Below are 20284 nucleotides of genomic sequence, written 5' to 3'. Positions count from 1 at the left end.
ATTGCTATTCATCCCTTTTCTACCATGAATAAAATGTTTGTTTTTTAACGAGACAATATTATATAGAAGCAAATTTCACAATTTAAAGAGGAGTTATTTTGAACAAAATATTTATAATTGGAGCATAATGTTTATCGCTCACTTCCTATACAAATAAATGGCGAAATGGAAGATGAAAAGTTTGCAAAATATAAAGATGTGATGGACAAGTTTATAAAATAAGAAAAACCCCCTTTTAAAAGGGGATTCTTTTATTTTCTTTTGCTTAATTTCTTTGTATAATCCTTTATTTTACTCGTTAAACCTATTAAAGCAGGTAGCAATATTGGCATCACAATGATAGCTAATAGTAACAGTGCAACACCAACAACAGACGCTACTTGTATAAGCGTCAATACTCCTGAAGGGATTAATGCAGCAAATGTACCACCTAAAATAAGTGCCGCTGATAATACGACTCCTCCTATGTGACGGGATGCATTTACAATTTTCGTTGCTGGGTCGCCCTCTAGTTCATTGTATCGCATCATTACGAAAATGCTATAATCCACACCTAAAGCGACAATCATAATAAAACTAAAGAATGGTACATTCCAACTTAATGACTCTACGTTTAGTATGTGTGCACTAATTTGTTCACTTATACCAAGTGATGCAAAATAAGCTAATATTAAAGATCCAATAATGAAAATTGTATTTAAAAATGAGCGTGTAATAACGAGTAATACAATCGCAATTCCAAATAACATAATCGTAGCTGTACGTAAGAAATCTTGACCTGTTACTTCTTTTAAATCAACGTTTCTAGCAGTTGTACCACCGATCGCTTTTTTTGCTGATTTTAATTCTGTACCATTTAACGTACCGTCTATCGTTTTATTAATTTCTTCAATGATTGGCATCGCTTCTTTGGAATACGGATTTACGTCTAAAATGATTGTCATTTTAGCAGTCTTTCTATCATGTGACATATACGTATTCAATGCTTTTTGGAAATCTTCTCCCTCTAAAACTTCTTTTGGAATATAAAATTTCTCAGAGCTTTTTGATTCATTTAGTTCTCCTAAATATTTCTGAGCATCCCCTAGTCCGTTACTTACCTTTTCGAGCCCTTCTGTACTTTTAAATAATCCTGATTGTAATTGCCCCATCTGTTCTTGCAAGTCTTTCAGCCCGGTTAATAACTGGCCTTGCCCATCATTTATTTTTGTTAATCCGGTTTGTAACTCAGATGACTTATTCACAATTTGTTTTGAACCTGAAGCACCTTCATTTAATCCATTTTTAAGATCAGCTGCTCCTTTTTGTAATTTAGTAACTCCATTGTTCATTTCCTTTAAGCCGTTATCCACTGTCAATAACGATTGATTTGCTTCTTTAAATGAGCCCATCGCCGCTTTATGTTGCGTTGCTAATTGATTTAATTCATTTGAAAGCACACCTAATTGCTTTTGAGCCTCTTTAGCAATTCCTATCGTTTGTAGTATGTTCGGATCATTTGCTAATTCTGGTTTCGTTTGAATGAAATTGGTCATTAACATTTCAATTTGTTCATAACCTTTTTTCGCACCATCAATGGCTTGAGAAATACTTCCGAAGTATTGATCGTAAGAACTTAAACCTTTTTCTAACTGCGCATAACCAGCATGAAGTTGTGACGTTGCATTAGATAATACATTTATATTTTCATTTACTGAACTTAACCCACTCTCAATTTGCTGCGCACCTTGCGCTCCGTCATTTATGCCATTTGAAAGTTGATTTAAAGCTGTTCCTAATGCTGAAACACCATTTTTCGCTTCCGTTGTTCCATCAATTAATTTTTGAACGTTCGTAAGACTATTTGAGTCTTTACTACCCATTTTATCTTTCGCAGTAGTTAATCCATCATTAATTTCCTTTATACCACCATTGGCATCTCCTAAACCTGTATTTAGTTCTCCCGCTTGTTTATTTATATATAATTCTTTTATTCTTTCACCAGTTGGACGCGTCGGTGAATATACTTCTGAAACACCTTTCACTTTCAAAATCTTATCAGTTAGTTCATCTAAAGTTTGAAGAGAACTCGCTTCGTCTAACTTATTATCCGATTGAACGACTAACGTACTTGGTGAAGAAAAACCAGGTGGAAAATGTTCTTCTATTACGTTAATCCCCATTTTCGACTCATATTTATTATCTACTTCAAATAAATCATTGTAATTTAGTGTATTAGAGTATTTCAATACGAAAGGAATCGATATCACAAATACAATGATTAAAGCGACAAATGGTCTTATTACTGAGTTTTTCGCAAGAAATCCCCATAAACGACTATCCTCATGGCCTTTAAATGTTTTTACTGGATAAAACATTCCTTTTCCTAAAAGCACCATGAAAAATGGATTTAACGTAGTTAATACGAGTAATAATACTGCGACACCAATTGCTACAGCTGAAGTAGATTGATACAATTTAAAACTCGCTAAAGCAAGAGATGCAAAACCAATCAGTACCGCTATCCCGCTATATAAAACGGTTTTCCCTGCAGATTTAAACGTTTCTTTCGTAGCCAAAAATGCATTTTCTTGTTTACTTAATTCTTCTTTAAATCTTGTATATAATAAAATGTTATAATCTGTTCCAACCCCAAACAGGACAACAACTACAAACACTTGTGTAAAGTTAGAAAACGGAAAATTAAATTGATCTACTAGATGGGCGATAATCCCCATTGAAACTAAATATGATACACCAACTGTAAGAAGAGAAACGATTGGAACAATTGGTGAACGAAATACAATGATTAATACAACTAAAATGAAAATGATAGAAATAATTTCTGTCTTTTTCACTCCCTCTTGAGAGGATGTAAGAAAATCACCCGCTATTAAATCACTTCCTGTTAAGTACGTTTTAACGCCCTTCGGTTTAATTTTATTATGAAGCCCATTTGCAATTTTTGATATTTCACCATGTTTTTTATCCACAGAGATTTGCGTTAAAATGGTCGTATTGTCTTTAGATATCAATTGTTTTTCCAAGTCTTTATTATCTAAATGTGAAACAACTTCCTTAATTCCTAATTGCTCTTTTTCATTTTGTAAAGCGTTGATTGTTTTTATTATTTCATCTTTTTGCTCAGTTGTTAAAGCTGCTTTACTTCCACTATTAAAAACAGCTATAACATCATATTTTTCTGTCCCGTCTTTATCCATCTCTCTTATCATTTTGTCAGCGATACTACTTTGCTCTGTATTAGGAATCGTAATATGCCCTTTTTCTTTCACTAATTTATCCATATTAGGCATCGTTACGAGCATTGTAATAGTAATCACTATCCATAATAGAAAAGATAAACTTCTCCAATTTTTCAGCTTACTCATATTAATCATCTCCCGTTTTGAAAGTTTCACGTTAGTTCAGGAATGAATATTCATTCCTATTATTTCGAAACTATTTTTAGGAATGAACGTTCATTCCTATCGTTCTATTAGTTTACTTTATAGATCCTATTAAACTGCCCTTTCCGGAATGAATATTCATTCCCTTATTTGCACAAATATCCTCTCCTACTTTCATTTTTTAAATCTATTTAGGAATGAATATTCATTCCTGTCCTTATAAAGCTATAGAATCAAATGATTCTAATAGCATTCCAAGAGCTTTCTTCCAATTCTTTTACTAACTCTTTCGAGTATTCTAATTGCCCTGTTGCAATTACTTTCGTTAATTTTTCTAACGGTTGATATACAATAATAATTAAAGCAACGGGAGGCAATGGACGAAGAAAACCTTTTGCGATTCCATCTTCAATAATATTCATAAAGAAGCCTATAAAATCGTCAAATATTTTCTTACTCTGTTCGTCAAGAAAATAACTATCGCAGTGAGAATTTGTAAATAAAAAAGCATCCACATTGTTTCTCGCAAATTCAAATAAACGGTTATACGTATGACTAAACTGTTCACGAATATTTGCTTCAACAGGAAAATCCGTTTTTATCATTTCAGAAAGCTGTAACATACTTTTTGAAAATAATGAGTTAACAAGTGCCTCTTTATTGGCAAAATAGCGATAAATAGTACCCGCACCGACATTTGCTTTTTCAGCGATCATTGGAATTGTCGTACCATCGTAACCACGCTCTGCAAAAAGTTGCATCGCAGCATCAAAAATATCCTCTTGTTTGTTTTTAGCCATTTTTTCCACCTCTATTTTCAGGAATGAAAATTCATTCCGTTTTTAATTATAAATTACAGGGACTAAAAGTCAAGTGCGTGACTACGTATAGTTGTAATTTTAATCCCTTGTTTGTGAACCAATTTATATTAGCGGTTTTCTAAATATATCGACTTACCGATAAAAACCAACAACCAAAGAGAACGCCGTCCCAAATTTTCATTTGAGACAGCCCAATTTCCTATTTAAAACTTAAAAGAAATCATAAATAAATGCTTTACGTACCGGAACTATATTCTCAAACGCTTGTATTTCCTCTTCGCTTCCGGTAATGAATTCTAATTCATTAAGTTCTAACGGACGCTTGTAGCCGAACATTATTGTAGATAATGCGTTTATATCCAGCTTAATCCCTTTATCTATTGTTTCCTCTTTCATAATTGTTATTTCACGATTTGCAAGCCTCACTGAAACGTTATTCCACGGTGCAAACGAATCTGTAATATGTAAAATCACTTCTTGCTGTACATTGTTCCAGTTTAATTCAAATTGTTTTAAAAACTGCTCCACATCTACAATTCTGCCCATAAAATACGGCTTTATTTCTGCCTTCACTCGCGGCTCTTGTAGTGTATATAATAATGGTTCGTTTTCACTTATAGTCATTTCAAGTTCTTTAATCATAGAATCATGCTGACAAATAAAGTTCCACAGGCCATTTCGCGCTTCATTATGCAGTGGAACAAATTCTTCTACTGTCATTTTGTTGTTTTCAATTTTATATAACATGTAGCCTGCTGCCGTTTTATTTTTATCGTAATAAATCGCTAATGTTAAGTCATCATAAACAGCCTGTAACCACCATTTTTTATCGCGAACTAGCATACCGGAAAAGCGTTCAGCAAATACCTCATAAATTTTCTCAACTTCTTCAGAGTGATTTTCTTTATCGAAACGTTTCACAATACCGTTTACTTGTTTTTTCATCACCAAATCACTCTTTGTCATTTGACATACAAGGAGGTTCGCACAAAGTTCCCATCCGTATTTACGGTAAAATGAAACAGCAAATGGATGTAGCATCGATACTGTATATCCGTCTTTTTTCATCGTTTGAAGTGAGTGTAGAAGCAATTCTTTTACATATCCGCTTCTTCTATACTCTGGATACGTTGCTACCCCTGCAACGCCTCCCATTTTAAATTTTTCTTTTCCTATGTATATATGAAACGGAATAACATGAAGTTTGGCTGCCAAATCCTCCCCTTCCATAATACCGTATATTTCATGACTTTCTTTCATCTTTGTAAGTTGTTGTTGCAACCGTTCCTCATCAACTTTATATTGAAAAGCGTATTCTGATAAACGTAATGCTTCTCTAAATTTATCTTCTTTTAATCGTATAACGTTCATATATTTCTCCTCCATTCCTTACTTGAATTGTATCATAATTCTAAACATTACAGTTCGGTGAATGAAATTATACTGACTTAACGACACGAATCCATTTAAAAAAGCAGATACATGTCGTATCTGCTTCTCATTACTTTATTTAGCTAATTTTTGAAGTTCTTCGAAGAATGTAGGGTATGATACGCCTACTGCTTCTGCATCTTCAATTGTTGTTTTTCCTTCTGCGATACATCCAGCGATCGCAAGCATCATTCCGATGCGGTGGTCACCGTAACTATTTACTGTATTGCCTTTTAGAGGTGATTTTCCGTAAATAATCATCCCGTCATCAGTTGCTTCTATGCGGGCTCCTAGCTTTGTTAATTCTGCAACGACTGTATCAATACGGTTCGTTTCTTTAACTTTTAATTCGTGCGCATCTTTGATTACTGTAATTCCTTCCGCTTGCGTTGCAGCTAAGGCAATAACAGGAATCTCATCGATTAATCTCGGGATAATATCTCCGCCAATTTCGATTCCTTTTAATGAAGATGTTTCAATGGTAATGTTTGCAGCTGGTTCTGATGCTCCTTCGTTAATTGGTTCTACAGTAAACGTAGCACCCATTTTCTCTAATACATCAATAATACCGGTACGAGTTGGATTCATCCCTACATTTTGTAATACTAGTTTACTATTTGGAATGATTGCGGCCGCTACTAGGAAAAATGCTGCTGATGATACGTCACCTGGCACTTGAACGTCTGTTGCTGTTAGCTTTTGTCCACCTGCAAGTTTCACTATTTTTCCCTCGCGCGTTACTTTAACTCCGAAGGCTTCAAGCATTCTTTCCGTATGATCGCGTGAAATATGTGGTTCTGTAACAGCTGTTACACCTTCTGCTCGAAGTCCTGCAAGTAAAATAGCTGATTTTACTTGCGCACTTGCTACAGGTGAAGTGTATTCAATTGCTTTTAAATTTCCGCCACGTATCGTTAACGGTGTAAACGTTCCTTCTTCGCGGCCATCAATGTTTGCACCCATTTGTTTTAATGGATTTGTAACACGTTTCATCGGTCTTTTTGCGATAGATGCATCACCTTGTACACAAGAGAAAAATGGTGTATTTGCCAAAATTCCTGACATTAAACGTATTGTTGTACCAGAATTACCAACATCTAATACAGCTTTCGGTTCTTGTAAACCTTCTAAACCTTTACCAACTACAGTGACTTCATCACCATTTTGCACGATGTCTACTCCCATTTCTTTAAAACAAGAAATCGTACTTAAACAGTCTGCACCTGGCAAGAAACCTTTAATTGTTGTTTTTCCTTCTGCAATCGCGCCGAACATGACAGCACGGTGTGAAATGGATTTATCACCTGGAATTGTAATGTTTCCATTTAATCCGTTATTAACAGGTTGTATCGTTCTTTCCTTCACGTTTTCACCTTCTCATTTAAATTGTTTCATAAGTTTGGTATTTTTCTTCTCCAAGCGCTAGCTTTGCTTTCATACGATCTTCTTCTCTTTGGAAGCTAATGCGTAATACCCCAAGCAATCCTTCACGTGCTTCTAATATTTGCAAGTTCGTAATACTAATTTCTTCGCGTGCTAAAATGCTCGTAATGTGAGCCAATGCTCCTACTTTATCTAAAACATCGACGTATAAGTCGTGATAGGCAGGAATTGCCCCTCTTTTTCGTACTGGTAAAGAATCACGGTATTCTTTCGCGTCTGCAAAATAGTTTTGAATCTCGCCTGCATCTCCGGTCGAAACTGTATCATATAAATCTTCCATTTCAGAGATCCACTCTTTTAATAATACCATTAAATGCTCCCGATTTTGTTTAACAATATCACTCCACATTTTTGGGCTACTAGATGCGATACGTGTAATGTCCTTAAATCCTCCGGCAGCTAGTTGATGAATGAGTGGATTATCTCCTGCATGTTTCTCCACTTGTTTTACTAATCCTGCTGCGATAAGATGCGGAAAATGACTCACAATCCCTGTTACATAATCATGTTCTTCCGTATTTAAAACGAGAAAATGAGATCCTGTTCCTTGTAACCAACGCTTTAGTTCTTCCACATGTTCATTTGGCACATGATTCATTGGTGTTAAAATGTAAAATGCATTTTCAAATAAATGTGCTTTTGCACTTTCAACGCCCGTTTTATGAGAACCTGCCATTGGATGTCCACCAATGAAAGAAATTTCCTTTGAAAATAAAGCTTCCGCTTCATTCATAATCGTCCCTTTTGTACTACCAACATCGGTTACAATAACATCTTCTCGTAAACGAAATGACGCTAATTTGTGTAATAACTTCTTCGTTTCTTCAACTGGAGAAGCAAAAACAATTAAATGAGCCTCTTCGCATGCATGCTGTAAATCTACCGCTACTTCATCTACTACGTGTAATTCTTTTGCACGCTCTACTTGTTCTTGAAAAATATCATAACCTGTTATCGTTACATCGTGCTCTTTTTTAATTGCTAATGCAAGTGAGCCTCCGATTAAACCAGTTCCAATTAAAACTACCTTTTTACACATTTGCCTCATCTCGAGACTTTCTTTTTTTATTTTCAAAGTGTTGTTGTAACACTGAAATCACTCCTTCATTTTGTTCCCTTGTTCCGACTGTAATACGGACACCGTTTGGGAATGGACGAATAATAAATCCTGCGTGTGCACAAGCTTCATAAATCTCTCCTGCATTCTCAACTGGCAAGAAGATGAAATTTGTTTGTGATGGATAAAATGGAATTTCATCTACCTTACAAAAGCTTTCATATTGTTGTAATCCCTCTGTATTTACACGAACTATTTCCTCAATAAACTCATCGTCACCAAAAGCAATCGTCGCTGCTTTTTGCGCTAATGAAGATACGTTAAATGGCAAACGTACGACATTTAATTTCTCAATTAGCTCTTCGTGTCCAATCGCATATCCAACGCGGAAAGAAGCTAATCCGTACGCTTTAGAAAATGTTCTAAGTACAAGAATGTTTTTATGTTTTTCTAAAAGCGGTAATGTCTCTGGGAAATCTTTTGCTGTTACGTATTCATAGTATGCTTCATCAATGACAATTAACGTATTTTCACTAATACCTTCAATAAATCGAGTCAATTTTTCATGATTTACATATGTGCCTGTCGGGTTGTTCGGATTACAAATCCATACGATTTTCGTATTATTATTTACCGCTGATGAAATTTCGTCTAAATCGTATACACCGTTATTTAAAGGGATTTCTTTCACTTCACAACCTTCAATAATTGCATGATGACGGTACTGCGGGAATGTTGCACCAGCCGTCACGATGTTATCTCCTGCCTTGAGTACTGCACGACTTATTATTTGAATGACTTCATCTAAACCACTACCGCAAAGTACTTGTTCCATTTGTACATGTAACTTATTTGCAATTGTTTGACGGAGCGTTGTAGCACCTCCGTCAGGATATAAAGCATGTTCCAGCCACGATTTTTGCAACTCATCTAAAACACGTGGTGAGCAGCCGAATGGGTTTTCATTCGATGCTAATTTCACAAATTCATGATTTCCGTACACTTCTTTCATTTGTTCAGGTGATTTACCTGGTGTATATGGTTGTAATGATGAGAGTTGATCTTTTACTTGCATGTTAAAACCACCTTTTTATTAAAATTCTTTTGCGTATTTGTTATGTTGCGTAATGTTTTGCTGAATTAACTCCATACGATCTTTTCCGAATTGTTCGACTAGTGCATGTGCAAGTTCCCATGCTACAACAGACTCAGCTACTACTCCTGCTGCTGGTACTGCGCAACTATCAGATCTTTCAATACTCGCCTGGAAAGCTTCTTTCGTATCAATATCAACACTTGCTAACGGTTTGTATAATGTAGGTATTGGTTTCATCACACCTCTTACGACAATTGGCATTCCTGTTGTCATACCACCTTCTAAACCGCCAGCATTATTCGTATTCCTCGTGTATCCATGTTCTTCATCCCATAAAATTTCATCATGCACTTTACTTCCTGGCTGTCTTGCCGCTTCAAAACCAATGCCAATTTCAGCACCTTTAAATGCATTAATACTCATAATTGCACCAGCAAGTTTTGCATCTAATTTACGATCGTAATGAACGTAACTACCAACACCTATTGGCATGCCTTCTGCAATGACTTCAACAATGCCGCCGATTGAATCTCCACTACTTTTAGCATTATCTATCGCATCCATCATCTCTTGTTCTACTTCTTTATCTAAACATCGAACTGGTGAGTTTTCAGTAATTGTTTGAATCTCTTCCATTGATAAGTTTGAAATATGTTTTGCTTTTACTCCACCAATTTCAAGTACATGCCCTGCAATTTCTACGCCTAATTCTTTCAAAATTTGTTTCGCAACTGCACCAGCAGCTACACGAACTGTCGTTTCTCTTGCAGATGAGCGCTCTAGTACGTTTCTTATATCACGATGTCCATATTTAATTGCGCCGTTTAAATCCGCATGTCCTGGACGTGGTTTTGTAATTGTACGTTTCATATCTTTACTTTCTTTTTCCGAAATTGGCTCTGCACCCATTACTTTCGTCCAATGTTTGAAATCATCATTTTTTACGATTAACGTTATCGGCGAGCCAAGTGTCATCCCATGACGAACACCACTTACAATTTCAACTGTATCAGTTTCTATTTGCATGCGTCTTCCGCGTCCGTGCCCTTTTTGTCTTCTTAATAATTCTTTATTAATATGTTCCGCTGTTAATGTTAAACCTGCTGGTACACCTTCTAAAATAACTGTTAACTGCGGTCCATGTGATTCTCCAGCTGTAATGTATCTCATTTCTCTTGCCCCTTTACTATTTTTTTTGTACAAAAAAGTCCCTACTGAGCGCTCAGTAGGGACGATGTTTATCGCGGTACCACCCTAGTTGTAGACAACTATCGTCTACCTCTCTTCTTCTGTAACGATCATTAGACCGTCCTTCCCTCCAACAGTTGGCGGAAAAGATGCTCCAAGGCTGTAATTCATGCTTACCTTTGTACTGATTCACACCGACCATCAGCTCTCTTTAACAGGGAGATAAGCACTACTGTTTCCTCTTCAGCGCATATATGATATTGAATTAAGATAATTTATTTTTGAAACCTTTTAACTCATCCATGAATCTATGGAATTCTGGAATATCCATTTGTTGTGCAGAATCTGATAATGCAACTGCTGGGTCTGGATGTACTTCAGCCATTACTGCATCTGCGCCAATTGCAAGTGCTGCTTTCGCTGTTGGTAATAATAGGTCTCTACGTCCAGTTGAATGCGTTACGTCAACGATAACTGGTAAATGTGTTTCTTTCTTTAAAATCGGTACTGCAGAAATATCTAATGTGTTACGTGTTGCTCTTTCGTATGTGCGGATACCACGCTCACATAGAATAATTTGGTCGTTACCTTGTGCAATGATGTATTCAGCTGCGTTAATGAACTCATCAATTGTTGCTGCTAATCCACGTTTTAATAATACTGGCTTGTTAACTTTACCTACAGCTCGTAATAAATCGAAGTTTTGCATGTTACGTGCACCAACTTGAATTACATCAACGTAGTCTAATGCCATTTCAACATCGTTCGGATTTAAAATTTCACTAATGATCGCTAAGTCGAACTCATCTGCAACCTGGCGTAAAATTTGTAATCCTTCTACTCCTAAACCTTGGAAATCGTATGGAGATGTTCTCGGTTTGAAAGCACCACCGCGCATTAATTTTAAGCCTTGATCTTTCATCGCTTGCCCTACTTGGCGAACTTGCTCTAAGCTTTCTACCGCACAAGGTCCCATGATGAACGTTTGTGTTCCGTTACCAATCAATTCACCTTTTACATCAACGATTGTATTTTCTTTTTTCTTTTTACGTGATACTAGTAATGCTTTACGGTTATCATCTTCTTGTAATTCTAAGCTAGCTTTGAAGATTGTTTTGAAAATATGTTGAACTGTTGACGTTTCGAATGGTCCTTCGTTATTCTCTGCGATCATATCAAGTACTTCACGCTCACGTACTGGATCAAAACGTTTCGTACCTTGTACTTGCTTTTGCTCCCCAATTTTTTGAACGATTTCACCACGTTTATTTAAAAGGTGTAATAGTTGTAAGTTAATTTCATCTACCTGTTTACGTAATTGATCTAATTCATGATTTGCCATTTGGAAATCCTCCTCTAATGTTTTAAAAATATAGTAAGAGAATGAAAAATTCTCTATTTTCTGAACTGATAAATTATACAAATTTTAAGTGGAATCGATACCTCTTCTTATTTTAAACGAATACTTACTATAAGGACACTATCTACTATATAAAAACCCACTTTTTTGTACAAAAAATCCCTACTGATTCAATCAGTAGGGACGATATTTATCGCGGTACCACCCTAGTTGTAGACTTCTTTCGTCTACCTCTCTTCATTGTTAACGATCATCTGACCGTCTTTCCCTTCATAAAGACAATACTCTCTTTACTACGAAAAAGATGCTCTAGGACTGTAATTCGCTCTTGTTTTTGTACTGGTTTGCACCAACCACCAGCTCTCTGTTACAGGGAAACAACAACTACTGCTTTTCCTTTCAACGCATGAATATTTAATTTTCAAGTTGGACCACTAAAATACAAAAAGTCCCTACTGAATAAATCAGTAGGGACGATATTTATCGCGGTACCACCCTAGTTGTAGACTAACTTTCCGTCTACCTCTCTTCACTGTTAACGATCAATTGACCGCTTTTTCTTCATAAAGACGAAACTATCTTTACTACGAAAAAGATGCTCCAAGACTGTAATTCATGATTATCCCTGTACTGGTTCACACCAACCACCAGCTCTCTGTTACAGTAAGACTAACCACTACTGTGATCTCTTCATTGCACTTTGTTTATTCAAATGTTTTTTTGAAATTGAATAAGTATGATTCGTATTATAGAACGCTTTTCAAAACACTGTCAACAACTTTTTATATATTTTTTAAAATTCCACTTTTTCCCTGCATTTCTTCTTGTAAATTCTCCATAACAATTCCGATGCGAATTATCTCATTATCTATTGCATTTAATACATATTTTTCTACACCATACCGGATTAATACTTCTTTTATTCGAATGATTTCCGTTTCAAGTAAATCAGCTTCCTGAAGCGTTTGCAGTAAAGTGAAAAATGCATTTGCATACAAATCTTTGGACATTTTTATACGCTCTGTCTTTTCAAGTATTTCATTAAATAACTGTTTTATCTCCATTTGATTCCCTTTTCCACCCACGTCCGAAAATGATTTACATATTATCGATAATCCTCTTTCTACTATTTCATCCATAAATAAAATAATACGTAAAAGCATTACATATTCTCTAGCTGTGATTTCACCCATTTTCGGTCGCTCTCGCAAAAATATACTGAGCCAAGCTGCCCAAAATTTTTGTTGTTCTTTTGTACTTAACGTTTTGACGTAATAGCATAAAAACTGCATAAATTTAATTTTATTTTCTTCATTTTCTTGTATAAGCAACGGGTATAACCAATCTGTTTTTTGCTCCCAATACAGTACACATTTAATAAATACAAAACTAAGCCATTTCAAGAAAGCTTCCCTCGTATGCGGATGCAATACTTCCAAATGTTCTACCGCATATTTAATAAATCGCTTCATTTCTGTAAATAAAGGTAAATTGATTTGCGTGTAACATAAGCCTGCCCATGCATATTTCGTAATCTCATTTTCCTTCTTTAAATCTAAGTACGGTAACAAATATTTTCGGCACCATTGTTTCTCAATATGATAAAGAAATGTTATATCTGCTACTAAACGAGCTAACATGTAATTTGTCCGCTCTGAACTAACTCTCACTTGTTCTTCAAATAAAAATAAATATTCATACACGTTACGATCGTATAAATGATCATATGATAACAGTTTTAATAATACAGCTGTCATTTTCCCAACTGGATGCTGGATCGATTCATTGTAAAAATCTTGTTTTCCAAGCTTAAAATCTGTATCACTTTTCATTACTTGAGGGAATACCGAAAAAGCAAATCGTTTTACATTACGTATGCTATTTTCCTCTAGCTCCTCTAATCGATTACTAATTTCATATAGAAAGCTACTAATTAACCAATGAAAAGCAGTATTTCTAACAAATTTCTGCAATAGCGGAATAACTTTTTGGATTTGTTCATTTGTCAGTCCTCGGTTATTTCGCCACTCTCTAATACAAACAAACCATACTTCATTACTTATTTCATGCATGCTAACTAATTGATAAGCAAATGAAATACTCCATTCTGTATTCAATTTACATGCTTTCGATAACATCTCTAAAAAATGACGCTGTTCAAAAACACCGTCTTGAGAAAATTGCCGAACTTGTTTCATAATTTCTTCGTCTTTCAGCTGTAATAATCCATCAGCAGTTACATTACAAGTAATACTTTGTTCTGTGGTTTCTTTCTTCTGTACATTGTATCTCTCAGAATGAAAGTGAGGATGTTTTTGCTTCATTACCTCATAACCTTTTGCTGTAGATGGACTATTTGAGTCACAAGTAAATAATAAATCTAATACTAAACAAACATCAAATGCCCTCTCCTCTGCAAGATCTTTCAGTACAATTTGAATGACTTCTTCCTTTGTTTTTTCTAAAGAAGATGCGAAATGATTTTTTATAAGTTGAAAAACTTCGTGTTTATACGTGACATCTAAAAGAAGTCCTTCCTGTAACAACCATTTCATTTTGTCATCAGCGCTAACAAATATGTTTTTATTCATCGCATCAATTGCAATTCGGGTCTGAAGTACGCTGTTTGCTTCTATCATTTCTGTAATATAATAATTTGCTTTTTTTTCATTGTTTTCACATAAATAAGCTAAACACTCTTTTACAATTTGAATTAAAAAGGCAAGATCATTTTGCTGAAACTCTTTTTCCGCATTTTCCTTACCCTTTTTTTTCAAAGCCGTTTGTCTTAGTGATAACAGTCGCATCTTCTCTATTCCCATCATCATAATTGGTACGGCGTAATAGGAAATATGCGGTTTCATCTTCTCATTCCAAATTTGCTCCACATACGAAAATGTAGCCACTGGTAAACGACTCGATTCCTCAAGTTCTATTGATTCTTGCGTATCATTTCCCCATTTCCTTTCCCGCTTCAACTTAAGCTTTCCATCCAAAATAAACGTTAGTAACAATAAAGCAATCTCTTTATGCTCAGGAAAAGAACATTTTTGCAGTAAGTAAGAAATTTTTTCAATTGACTTACTATCTTTTTCAGCTGTTTCTAGTAAAAGAAGTGTCCATCTTGCAAACAACAACGGGTCCATCTTAATCTCCATTTCGTTTAAGTAGCTACAAATCGTTCTCCATAATAACGGAGATATTTTAGAATGATTTTTAAAAATTAATTGAAATAATTCTTTTTGATGACTAAAAAGAAATTGTTCCACTAACCATTCCGCAAGTAGTTCATCTACCTCATTATCGTTTGATGTAACTAAAAATAAATTTTGTAATTTCCCTTCTGCTTCAAGCCATTCCACCCATTCATAATCATGAGCAAATTCAACAAAATAGCGGACTGTTTCAATTTTTTTTATTGATTGTTTTATGTATGATAATTGTTCCTGCTCTACTGACGGCGGAACTGTTACTATGTCACGAATGCGCATTCGTTTTGTAATATAATTATCTCCCATTAATTCCGCCCATCGCTTCACAGCTTTAACAAGAGATTGGTGATTATTACCTTTATTCGGGTATACAATCGGTCGTATTCCCAAATGCTCCCAGTGGTACGTATTTTCCCCTTGTGCAACAAAGGCATAACGCCTTGTACTTGGTGGTAAACCAGTCGCTAAATATTTCATTACTGGGTCATTATGGCTATATCCAACGAATAAAACGGTATAATTCGAGAATAAATCCACTAAAAATCTTCTTGCCCATCCTTCCGTCAAGTAAGCCCTTCCAAAATCACCATCTGTTAATATTAATGCTTCTTTCTCTTGTTCTATATTGCCATGTATGTAAGCGAGTCCTTTAAACGCTCGACCTGTAGGTAACGCAGGTGCGTAATATACGTTTAATTCTCTATTCATTTCTTTCATCGCGGTTGTAAAATGCCGATCAAAATTTGTCGTTACAATGCGGACTTCTGTATCTAAAGGAAACAACCTCGGAATCGCATAATGAAGTGGATTCGGCTTTGACTTTTCAGTATGAACTAAATCTCTTGCAACTTGATGTACGTCTTTTGTTTTCGCAATTTTACCAAGATAATAATCATGTGGTTCTGTTATTTCACGCGTTTCCACATATAACGTTTTCGCAATTTCATCAACTAGATCATCAAAATTTGGTAAGTTTGATTTCCCTTTCATAGAAACTCCCGCTCCAACAAATAGTACTAACTTTCCTTGTTCAAGATGATCAATTAACTCATCTGGAATTTCTACTTCTGAAGTAATCCACACCCCGGATTCCCCCTTACCTAAAAATGTCATATACTCTCATTTTACTATAACATTTTTTCTTTGTTTTTTTAATATTTAGACAAAAATCGAACGTGAAAAAGTTTTATGTAAATATATTTGTTACAATGTATGAACTCCTAAATTTATTGTAAAACTATGTATAAATCGGAGGTGTAAATATTGAATGGTTTTACTGTAGTACTTATCAAATTTATATCGTGCATTATCGCATTTAGTATTGGACTCGCTTTATTTTTCCCTGCAACGTTCGTCCAAATTATTTCATTTAGTCTCTTTGTTACAATCGTTTCCTATATGTTCGTCGATAAAATCATATTAAACCGAATAGGCAATACCGGTGCCATTATGTCGGATTTCTTACTAACGTATTTAAGCGTATGGATTTTCGGTAATATTTTATTAGACAATTACATGCAAATTGCATGGGGGAGTTTCCTTTCCGCTACTGTCTTTACATTATCTGAAGTAATCGTTCATCGCTTTTCTAACTCACACACAAGGCACCAAAATGATAACATTCATATTAATCGCCGCTTTGCGTATGGTACAGAATTTGCTGAAGAACAGAATATATTGGATAAAGATAAGAAGAAGTAACATTTCGATGCAGGAGCACCCTTTTTAATTATTTGGTGCTCCTTTTTCATGTATTCATTATGCTACGTGAAATTATATGAACGATGTTTTCAAGATATCGTTCATATAATAAAAAAACTACCTCTTATTTAGAGGCAGTCACTTTCAAATCTTTTAACGCAACAACATTAGCAAACGCTCCAAACACCACATTATGATGCTTTACAATGTCTTCCGCACGTAACACTTCTGTATTAAACGTACTATGTGCATCACTCACTAACGTTACTTTATACCCTTCACTAAACGCTCTTCGCGTTGTCGTATCCACACAGTACTCCGTTTGCATACCTGAAATAATAACGTGTTCAATTCCTTTTTCTTGTAATACTTCGTTTAATTTTGTCTTATGGAATGAATCTGGCGTCGCCTTTTCAACAATACTATCCCCTTCTTGCGGAGCAATCACCTCATGTACTTTCCAGCCCTCTGTACCTTTTTCTAACGGATGATCTTTTGGTCCGTTATGTTGTACATAAATAACGGGAATATCATTAGAACGACATTGCCCAATAAGTTCTTGTAATATTTCTAAAAACTTCTCCCCATTATGTACTGGCGTTCCTGCTGTATACATACCTGCTTGCACATCAATTACTATTAATGCTTTTTTCATTTCGCGCAGCTCCCTTTGTTTGTATTCCATCATCCAACAATCTTCTAATTTCCCCTCATGCAGCTCCTGTTCCTTTAATATCTTCACCTTTTTAAATCCGCATTTTTCATAACATTTTATCGCACGTTCATTATTTACTTTCGGGTCCATTGCGATTGCTTCTGCTCCCGTGTTCTCCATAATATATGTAATTGCTGCCTGAACGAGTTTCGTTCCAATTCCTTTTCCCCAATAAGTCGGCTCTCCGATAAATTGATCCATTCCCCATACATTTTGTGATTCTTCATAGCCATATAATGTTTTCCACTCAGAATCAATTGGGTACATTTGTATGTAACCAATTGGAACGGCATCAAACTCTATTAAACATCTTTTTTCATGACTATTTGGATTATGTATAAAATGATTCAGTACCATTTCTACAGATTGCGGATTATCTCTTCCTTCGTAATACTGCAAGACTTCTGGGTCTGTTAACCATTTTGAAATGACCTGTGCATCCTCTTCTTTTACGTACCGTACCGATACATGATCTTTTTGAAATAGCATATAATACCTCTTTTTAATTATTTGTATTTTTCCTTGTTGTGAAATCTTTTATTGCACCAATTAATGCGTATGGTAACAATGTAATCGCAAAAAATGCTGTAAACACATTAAAATGAGGAATTTCATATGGAGTGAACCATTCCGTGAAAAATTCAGAATGTAAAATTCTATTTAAAAACTCTCCACTTGGCTTAAAATTTGGTGCCCATCCTGTAATCTCACAAATAATAAATAGTAATTGAACAATAATAAATGCCCCTAGATAGCGAAACCATGCCCGTTTCCAAATCGGCTGCGCCTTATTTAATTTATGTTCCATCTAGCTCCCACCTTTTTACTTCCATCCTATTAATTATACACTTTCCACGGTTTATTTGTTAAAATTTTCTATATAATCATTCGTGCTGGGGGAATATATTATGTCTAATCCCATCCTTAAATCAACATTAATCATTCTTAGAGGAAACTCCGCAAGTGGTAAAACAACAATCGCAAAGCAACTACAAGAACATTTCGGACAAGGTACACTTTTAGTATCACAAGATGTTGTACGTAGAGATATGCTTAGAGTACACGATACGATGGGGAATTTATCACATGATTTACTATTTGAAATTACAAAGTACGGAAAAGGAAAATGTAAATTTGTTATTTTAGAAGGCATTTTAAACAGTCGTAGATACGGTGATATGCTGAAAGAATTAATACATTTTTCCGAAGGAAACGTCTATACATATTACTTTGATTTATCGTTAAAAGAAACGATTCGACGACATAACACAAGGGACAAACGACATGAATTTGGTGAGGATTCCATAGAAAAATGGTATAATCCGCACGATACAATTGAAGTTACCAGAGAAGCTATTTTTACAGATAACTTCACGCAAAAAGATATATTTGATGCGATTCTTTCTGATGTTGCGATACAAAAATAAGACCGACAGAATATGTCAGTCTTATTTCCGTTATGTACCTTGTATTTCAGTTTTAATAATTGAACACTCTTTACATATATAATAATATATATTCATTTCCCCAAACTGGAAATCAACTACCGAAATAAGTCCGCGTTCCTCCAAATCTTGTGTAATTGTAGCAACATACTTCATCTCTTTAGAACAAGTTGGACACGCCAAATTCTCTGGAAGATCATCATATAATGGTACCCCTAATAATCTACATACATATTCAGAACCAAACAAGTCAAAAGCTTCCCCGTAACTATCTTCATCTATAGGTATATCATCATTTTTCATATTTATAAGCCTTACCGTTGTTTTTGGTAATGAAACTGGTAACTTATATTCCTCTTCCATTATCCATTCTTCTGTATTTTGCTGCTGAATGATTCGAACCGTCTTACCTCCATCACTTAACTGAAAATATTGTGGTTCCCACACCATCGCGCAATTCAAGCATGAAACTAAAGGTAAAATGTCTAGCTCACTACTTTTAAGTTAAGCAATCCTCTCATCTTTTAAATCAAAACAGAGAATTTGATGCATGTTCTCACCACATAACTTACAAAATGGTAAATTACACTCTTCACCACCAAAGTAATGATTGTAGGGTTCTTTGCCTTCTACTACCCTATACCCTTTCATGTCATTGTACTGTTCCCCATATAATTCCATTGTCATATTCTATCCTCGCTTTATATAAATCTAATCCACTTCATTATAAAAAAATTAACATTAGAATACACCTATACTTTAAACTTAATTACACTATTACGAGTGAAAGTACATAGTAAATGATTTGATATATAATAATATTTACTTTTTCTTTCCATGAATCAATTATATTAACTCAAAAATAAAAGCCAGTCTCAATAAAGAGAACTGACTTCTATCTAGTTAACTATATTTATTATAAAATTTTAACTTTAACAGTTTGTCTTCCCCAATTCATAGCTTTACTTTTTGTGCCCATTAAAACATCAATACGATTTCCTTTAATAGCACTTCCAGTATCACCAGCGATAGCTTCTCCATAACCTTCTACCCATACTTTAGATCCTAATGGGATTACTTTCGGATCCACTGCGATAATTCTCATATTCGGATTAGACGTTAAATCATGCCCCATCGCAGTTAAAACGCGTCCACCATACGTACCATTTTCACTTGGATCAGCAGTATACGCTGTCGCTACTACCGTTAATTCACGTTTAGCAGACTGTATGTTATTTTTAGACCCTTCTTTTACTTTTGCTTCTTCCTTAGCTTTGGCTATTTCTCTTGCTTTCTCTTCTTCCTTAGCCTTTGCTATTTCTCTTGCTTTTGCTTCTTCTTTAGCCTTTGCTATTTCTTGGGCTTTTGCTTCTTCCTTAGCCTTTGCTATTTCTCTTGCTTTTGCTTCTTCTTTAGCCTTTGCTATTTC

Annotated in this window: 14 protein-coding genes, 2 pseudogenes and 3 other annotated features; of the genes and pseudogenes, 2 read left to right on the top strand and 14 right to left on the bottom strand. The window is 35.0% G+C overall.

Going from position 1 to position 20284, the window contains the following annotated elements; all coding sequences use genetic code 11:
* Positions 1-251: 251 nt before the first annotated feature.
* The 9 genes from K5S59_RS24785 to K5S59_RS24745 form a co-directional block, all read right to left on the bottom strand.
* Positions 252-3368 (bottom strand): MMPL family transporter, encoded by a 3117-nt coding sequence (locus K5S59_RS24785; RefSeq protein WP_120450363.1) that lies wholly within the window; start codon positions 3366-3368, stop codon positions 252-254.
* Between the two features lie 251 nt (positions 3369-3619).
* A complete protein-coding gene (locus K5S59_RS24780) occupies positions 3620-4186 on the bottom strand; it encodes a TetR/AcrR family transcriptional regulator (RefSeq protein WP_001107306.1) in 567 nt (188 codons plus the stop codon).
* A 231-nt stretch (positions 4187-4417) separates the two neighbouring features.
* A complete protein-coding gene (locus tag K5S59_RS24775) occupies positions 4418-5578 on the bottom strand; it encodes a GNAT family N-acetyltransferase (protein WP_120450365.1) in 1161 nt (386 codons plus the stop codon).
* A gap of 135 nt (positions 5579-5713) precedes the next feature.
* The gene (aroA, locus tag K5S59_RS24770; protein WP_000664616.1) at positions 5714-7003 is read right to left on the bottom strand and encodes a 3-phosphoshikimate 1-carboxyvinyltransferase; all 1290 of its coding nucleotides are present in this window, start codon (positions 7001-7003) and stop codon (positions 5714-5716) included.
* 16 nt (positions 7004-7019) lie between these two features.
* Positions 7020-8120, bottom strand: coding sequence for a prephenate dehydrogenase (tyrA, locus tag K5S59_RS24765; RefSeq protein ID WP_000335163.1), 1101 nt, complete (start codon positions 8118-8120; stop codon positions 7020-7022).
* The gene (gene hisC, locus K5S59_RS24760) at positions 8113-9213 is read right to left on the bottom strand and encodes a histidinol-phosphate transaminase (protein ID WP_001197283.1); all 1101 of its coding nucleotides are present in this window, start codon (positions 9211-9213) and stop codon (positions 8113-8115) included. Before hisC ends, tyrA begins: the two co-directional genes overlap by 8 nt.
* A gap of 18 nt (positions 9214-9231) precedes the next feature.
* Positions 9232-10404, bottom strand: coding sequence for a chorismate synthase (aroC, locus tag K5S59_RS24755; RefSeq protein ID WP_098259160.1), 1173 nt, complete (start codon positions 10402-10404; stop codon positions 9232-9234).
* Positions 10405-10458: 54 nt separating this feature from the next.
* Positions 10459-10678 (bottom strand) — a binding site (T-box leader).
* A gap of 9 nt (positions 10679-10687) precedes the next feature.
* Entirely contained in the window at positions 10688-11764 is a 1077-nt protein-coding gene (locus tag K5S59_RS24750; RefSeq protein WP_001273579.1) for a bifunctional 3-deoxy-7-phosphoheptulonate synthase/chorismate mutase, read from the bottom strand.
* A gap of 194 nt (positions 11765-11958) precedes the next feature.
* Positions 11959-12194 (bottom strand) — a binding site (T-box leader).
* Between the two features lie 54 nt (positions 12195-12248).
* Positions 12249-12485 (bottom strand) — a binding site (T-box leader).
* Between the two features lie 79 nt (positions 12486-12564).
* On the bottom strand, positions 12565-16107 hold the full coding sequence (locus K5S59_RS24745; protein WP_002072116.1) for a DUF4020 domain-containing protein: 3543 nt from the start codon (positions 16105-16107) through the stop codon (positions 12565-12567).
* A gap of 150 nt (positions 16108-16257) precedes the next feature.
* On the opposite strand from K5S59_RS24745, the gene K5S59_RS24740 reads away from it, so the two are divergent.
* A complete protein-coding gene (locus K5S59_RS24740; protein WP_001013098.1) occupies positions 16258-16695 on the top strand; it encodes a YndM family protein in 438 nt (145 codons plus the stop codon).
* A gap of 124 nt (positions 16696-16819) precedes the next feature.
* Here K5S59_RS24740 and K5S59_RS30325 read toward each other — a convergent pair whose 3' ends face one another.
* The 3 genes and pseudogenes from K5S59_RS30325 to K5S59_RS24730 form a co-directional block, all read right to left on the bottom strand.
* Complete coding sequence (locus K5S59_RS30325; RefSeq protein ID WP_033656358.1) at positions 16820-17350, bottom strand: cysteine hydrolase family protein; 531 nt, start codon at positions 17348-17350, stop codon at positions 16820-16822.
* Between the two features lie 15 nt (positions 17351-17365).
* Positions 17366-17899, bottom strand: a pseudogene (locus K5S59_RS30320) (GNAT family N-acetyltransferase); the annotation flags it as partial.
* 13 nt (positions 17900-17912) lie between these two features.
* A complete protein-coding gene (locus K5S59_RS24730) occupies positions 17913-18218 on the bottom strand; it encodes a YfzA family protein (protein ID WP_120450367.1) in 306 nt (101 codons plus the stop codon).
* Between the two features lie 100 nt (positions 18219-18318).
* Between K5S59_RS24730 and K5S59_RS24725 the strand changes: the two genes are divergently transcribed.
* Positions 18319-18837, top strand: a complete 519-nt coding sequence (locus tag K5S59_RS24725) for a kinase (protein ID WP_120450368.1) — start codon at positions 18319-18321, stop codon at positions 18835-18837.
* A gap of 30 nt (positions 18838-18867) precedes the next feature.
* Here the strand turns inward: K5S59_RS24725 and K5S59_RS24720 are convergent.
* Both K5S59_RS24720 and K5S59_RS24715 read right to left on the bottom strand, forming a co-directional pair.
* Positions 18868-19542, bottom strand: a pseudogene (locus tag K5S59_RS24720) (hypothetical protein).
* A 229-nt stretch (positions 19543-19771) separates the two neighbouring features.
* Positions 19772-20284 (bottom strand): 3D domain-containing protein (locus K5S59_RS24715; protein WP_259653023.1); only part of this gene is annotated, 513 nt, incomplete at its 5' end.

The sequence above is a fragment of the Bacillus sp. BML-BC051 genome (assembly GCF_019656175.1).
In the GTDB taxonomy this organism is placed as follows: Bacteria; Bacillota; Bacilli; order Bacillales; family Bacillaceae_G; genus Bacillus_A; species Bacillus_A mobilis.
Note: the sequence above shows the minus strand (reverse complement) of the source record. Positions and strands in the feature narration are given on the sequence as shown.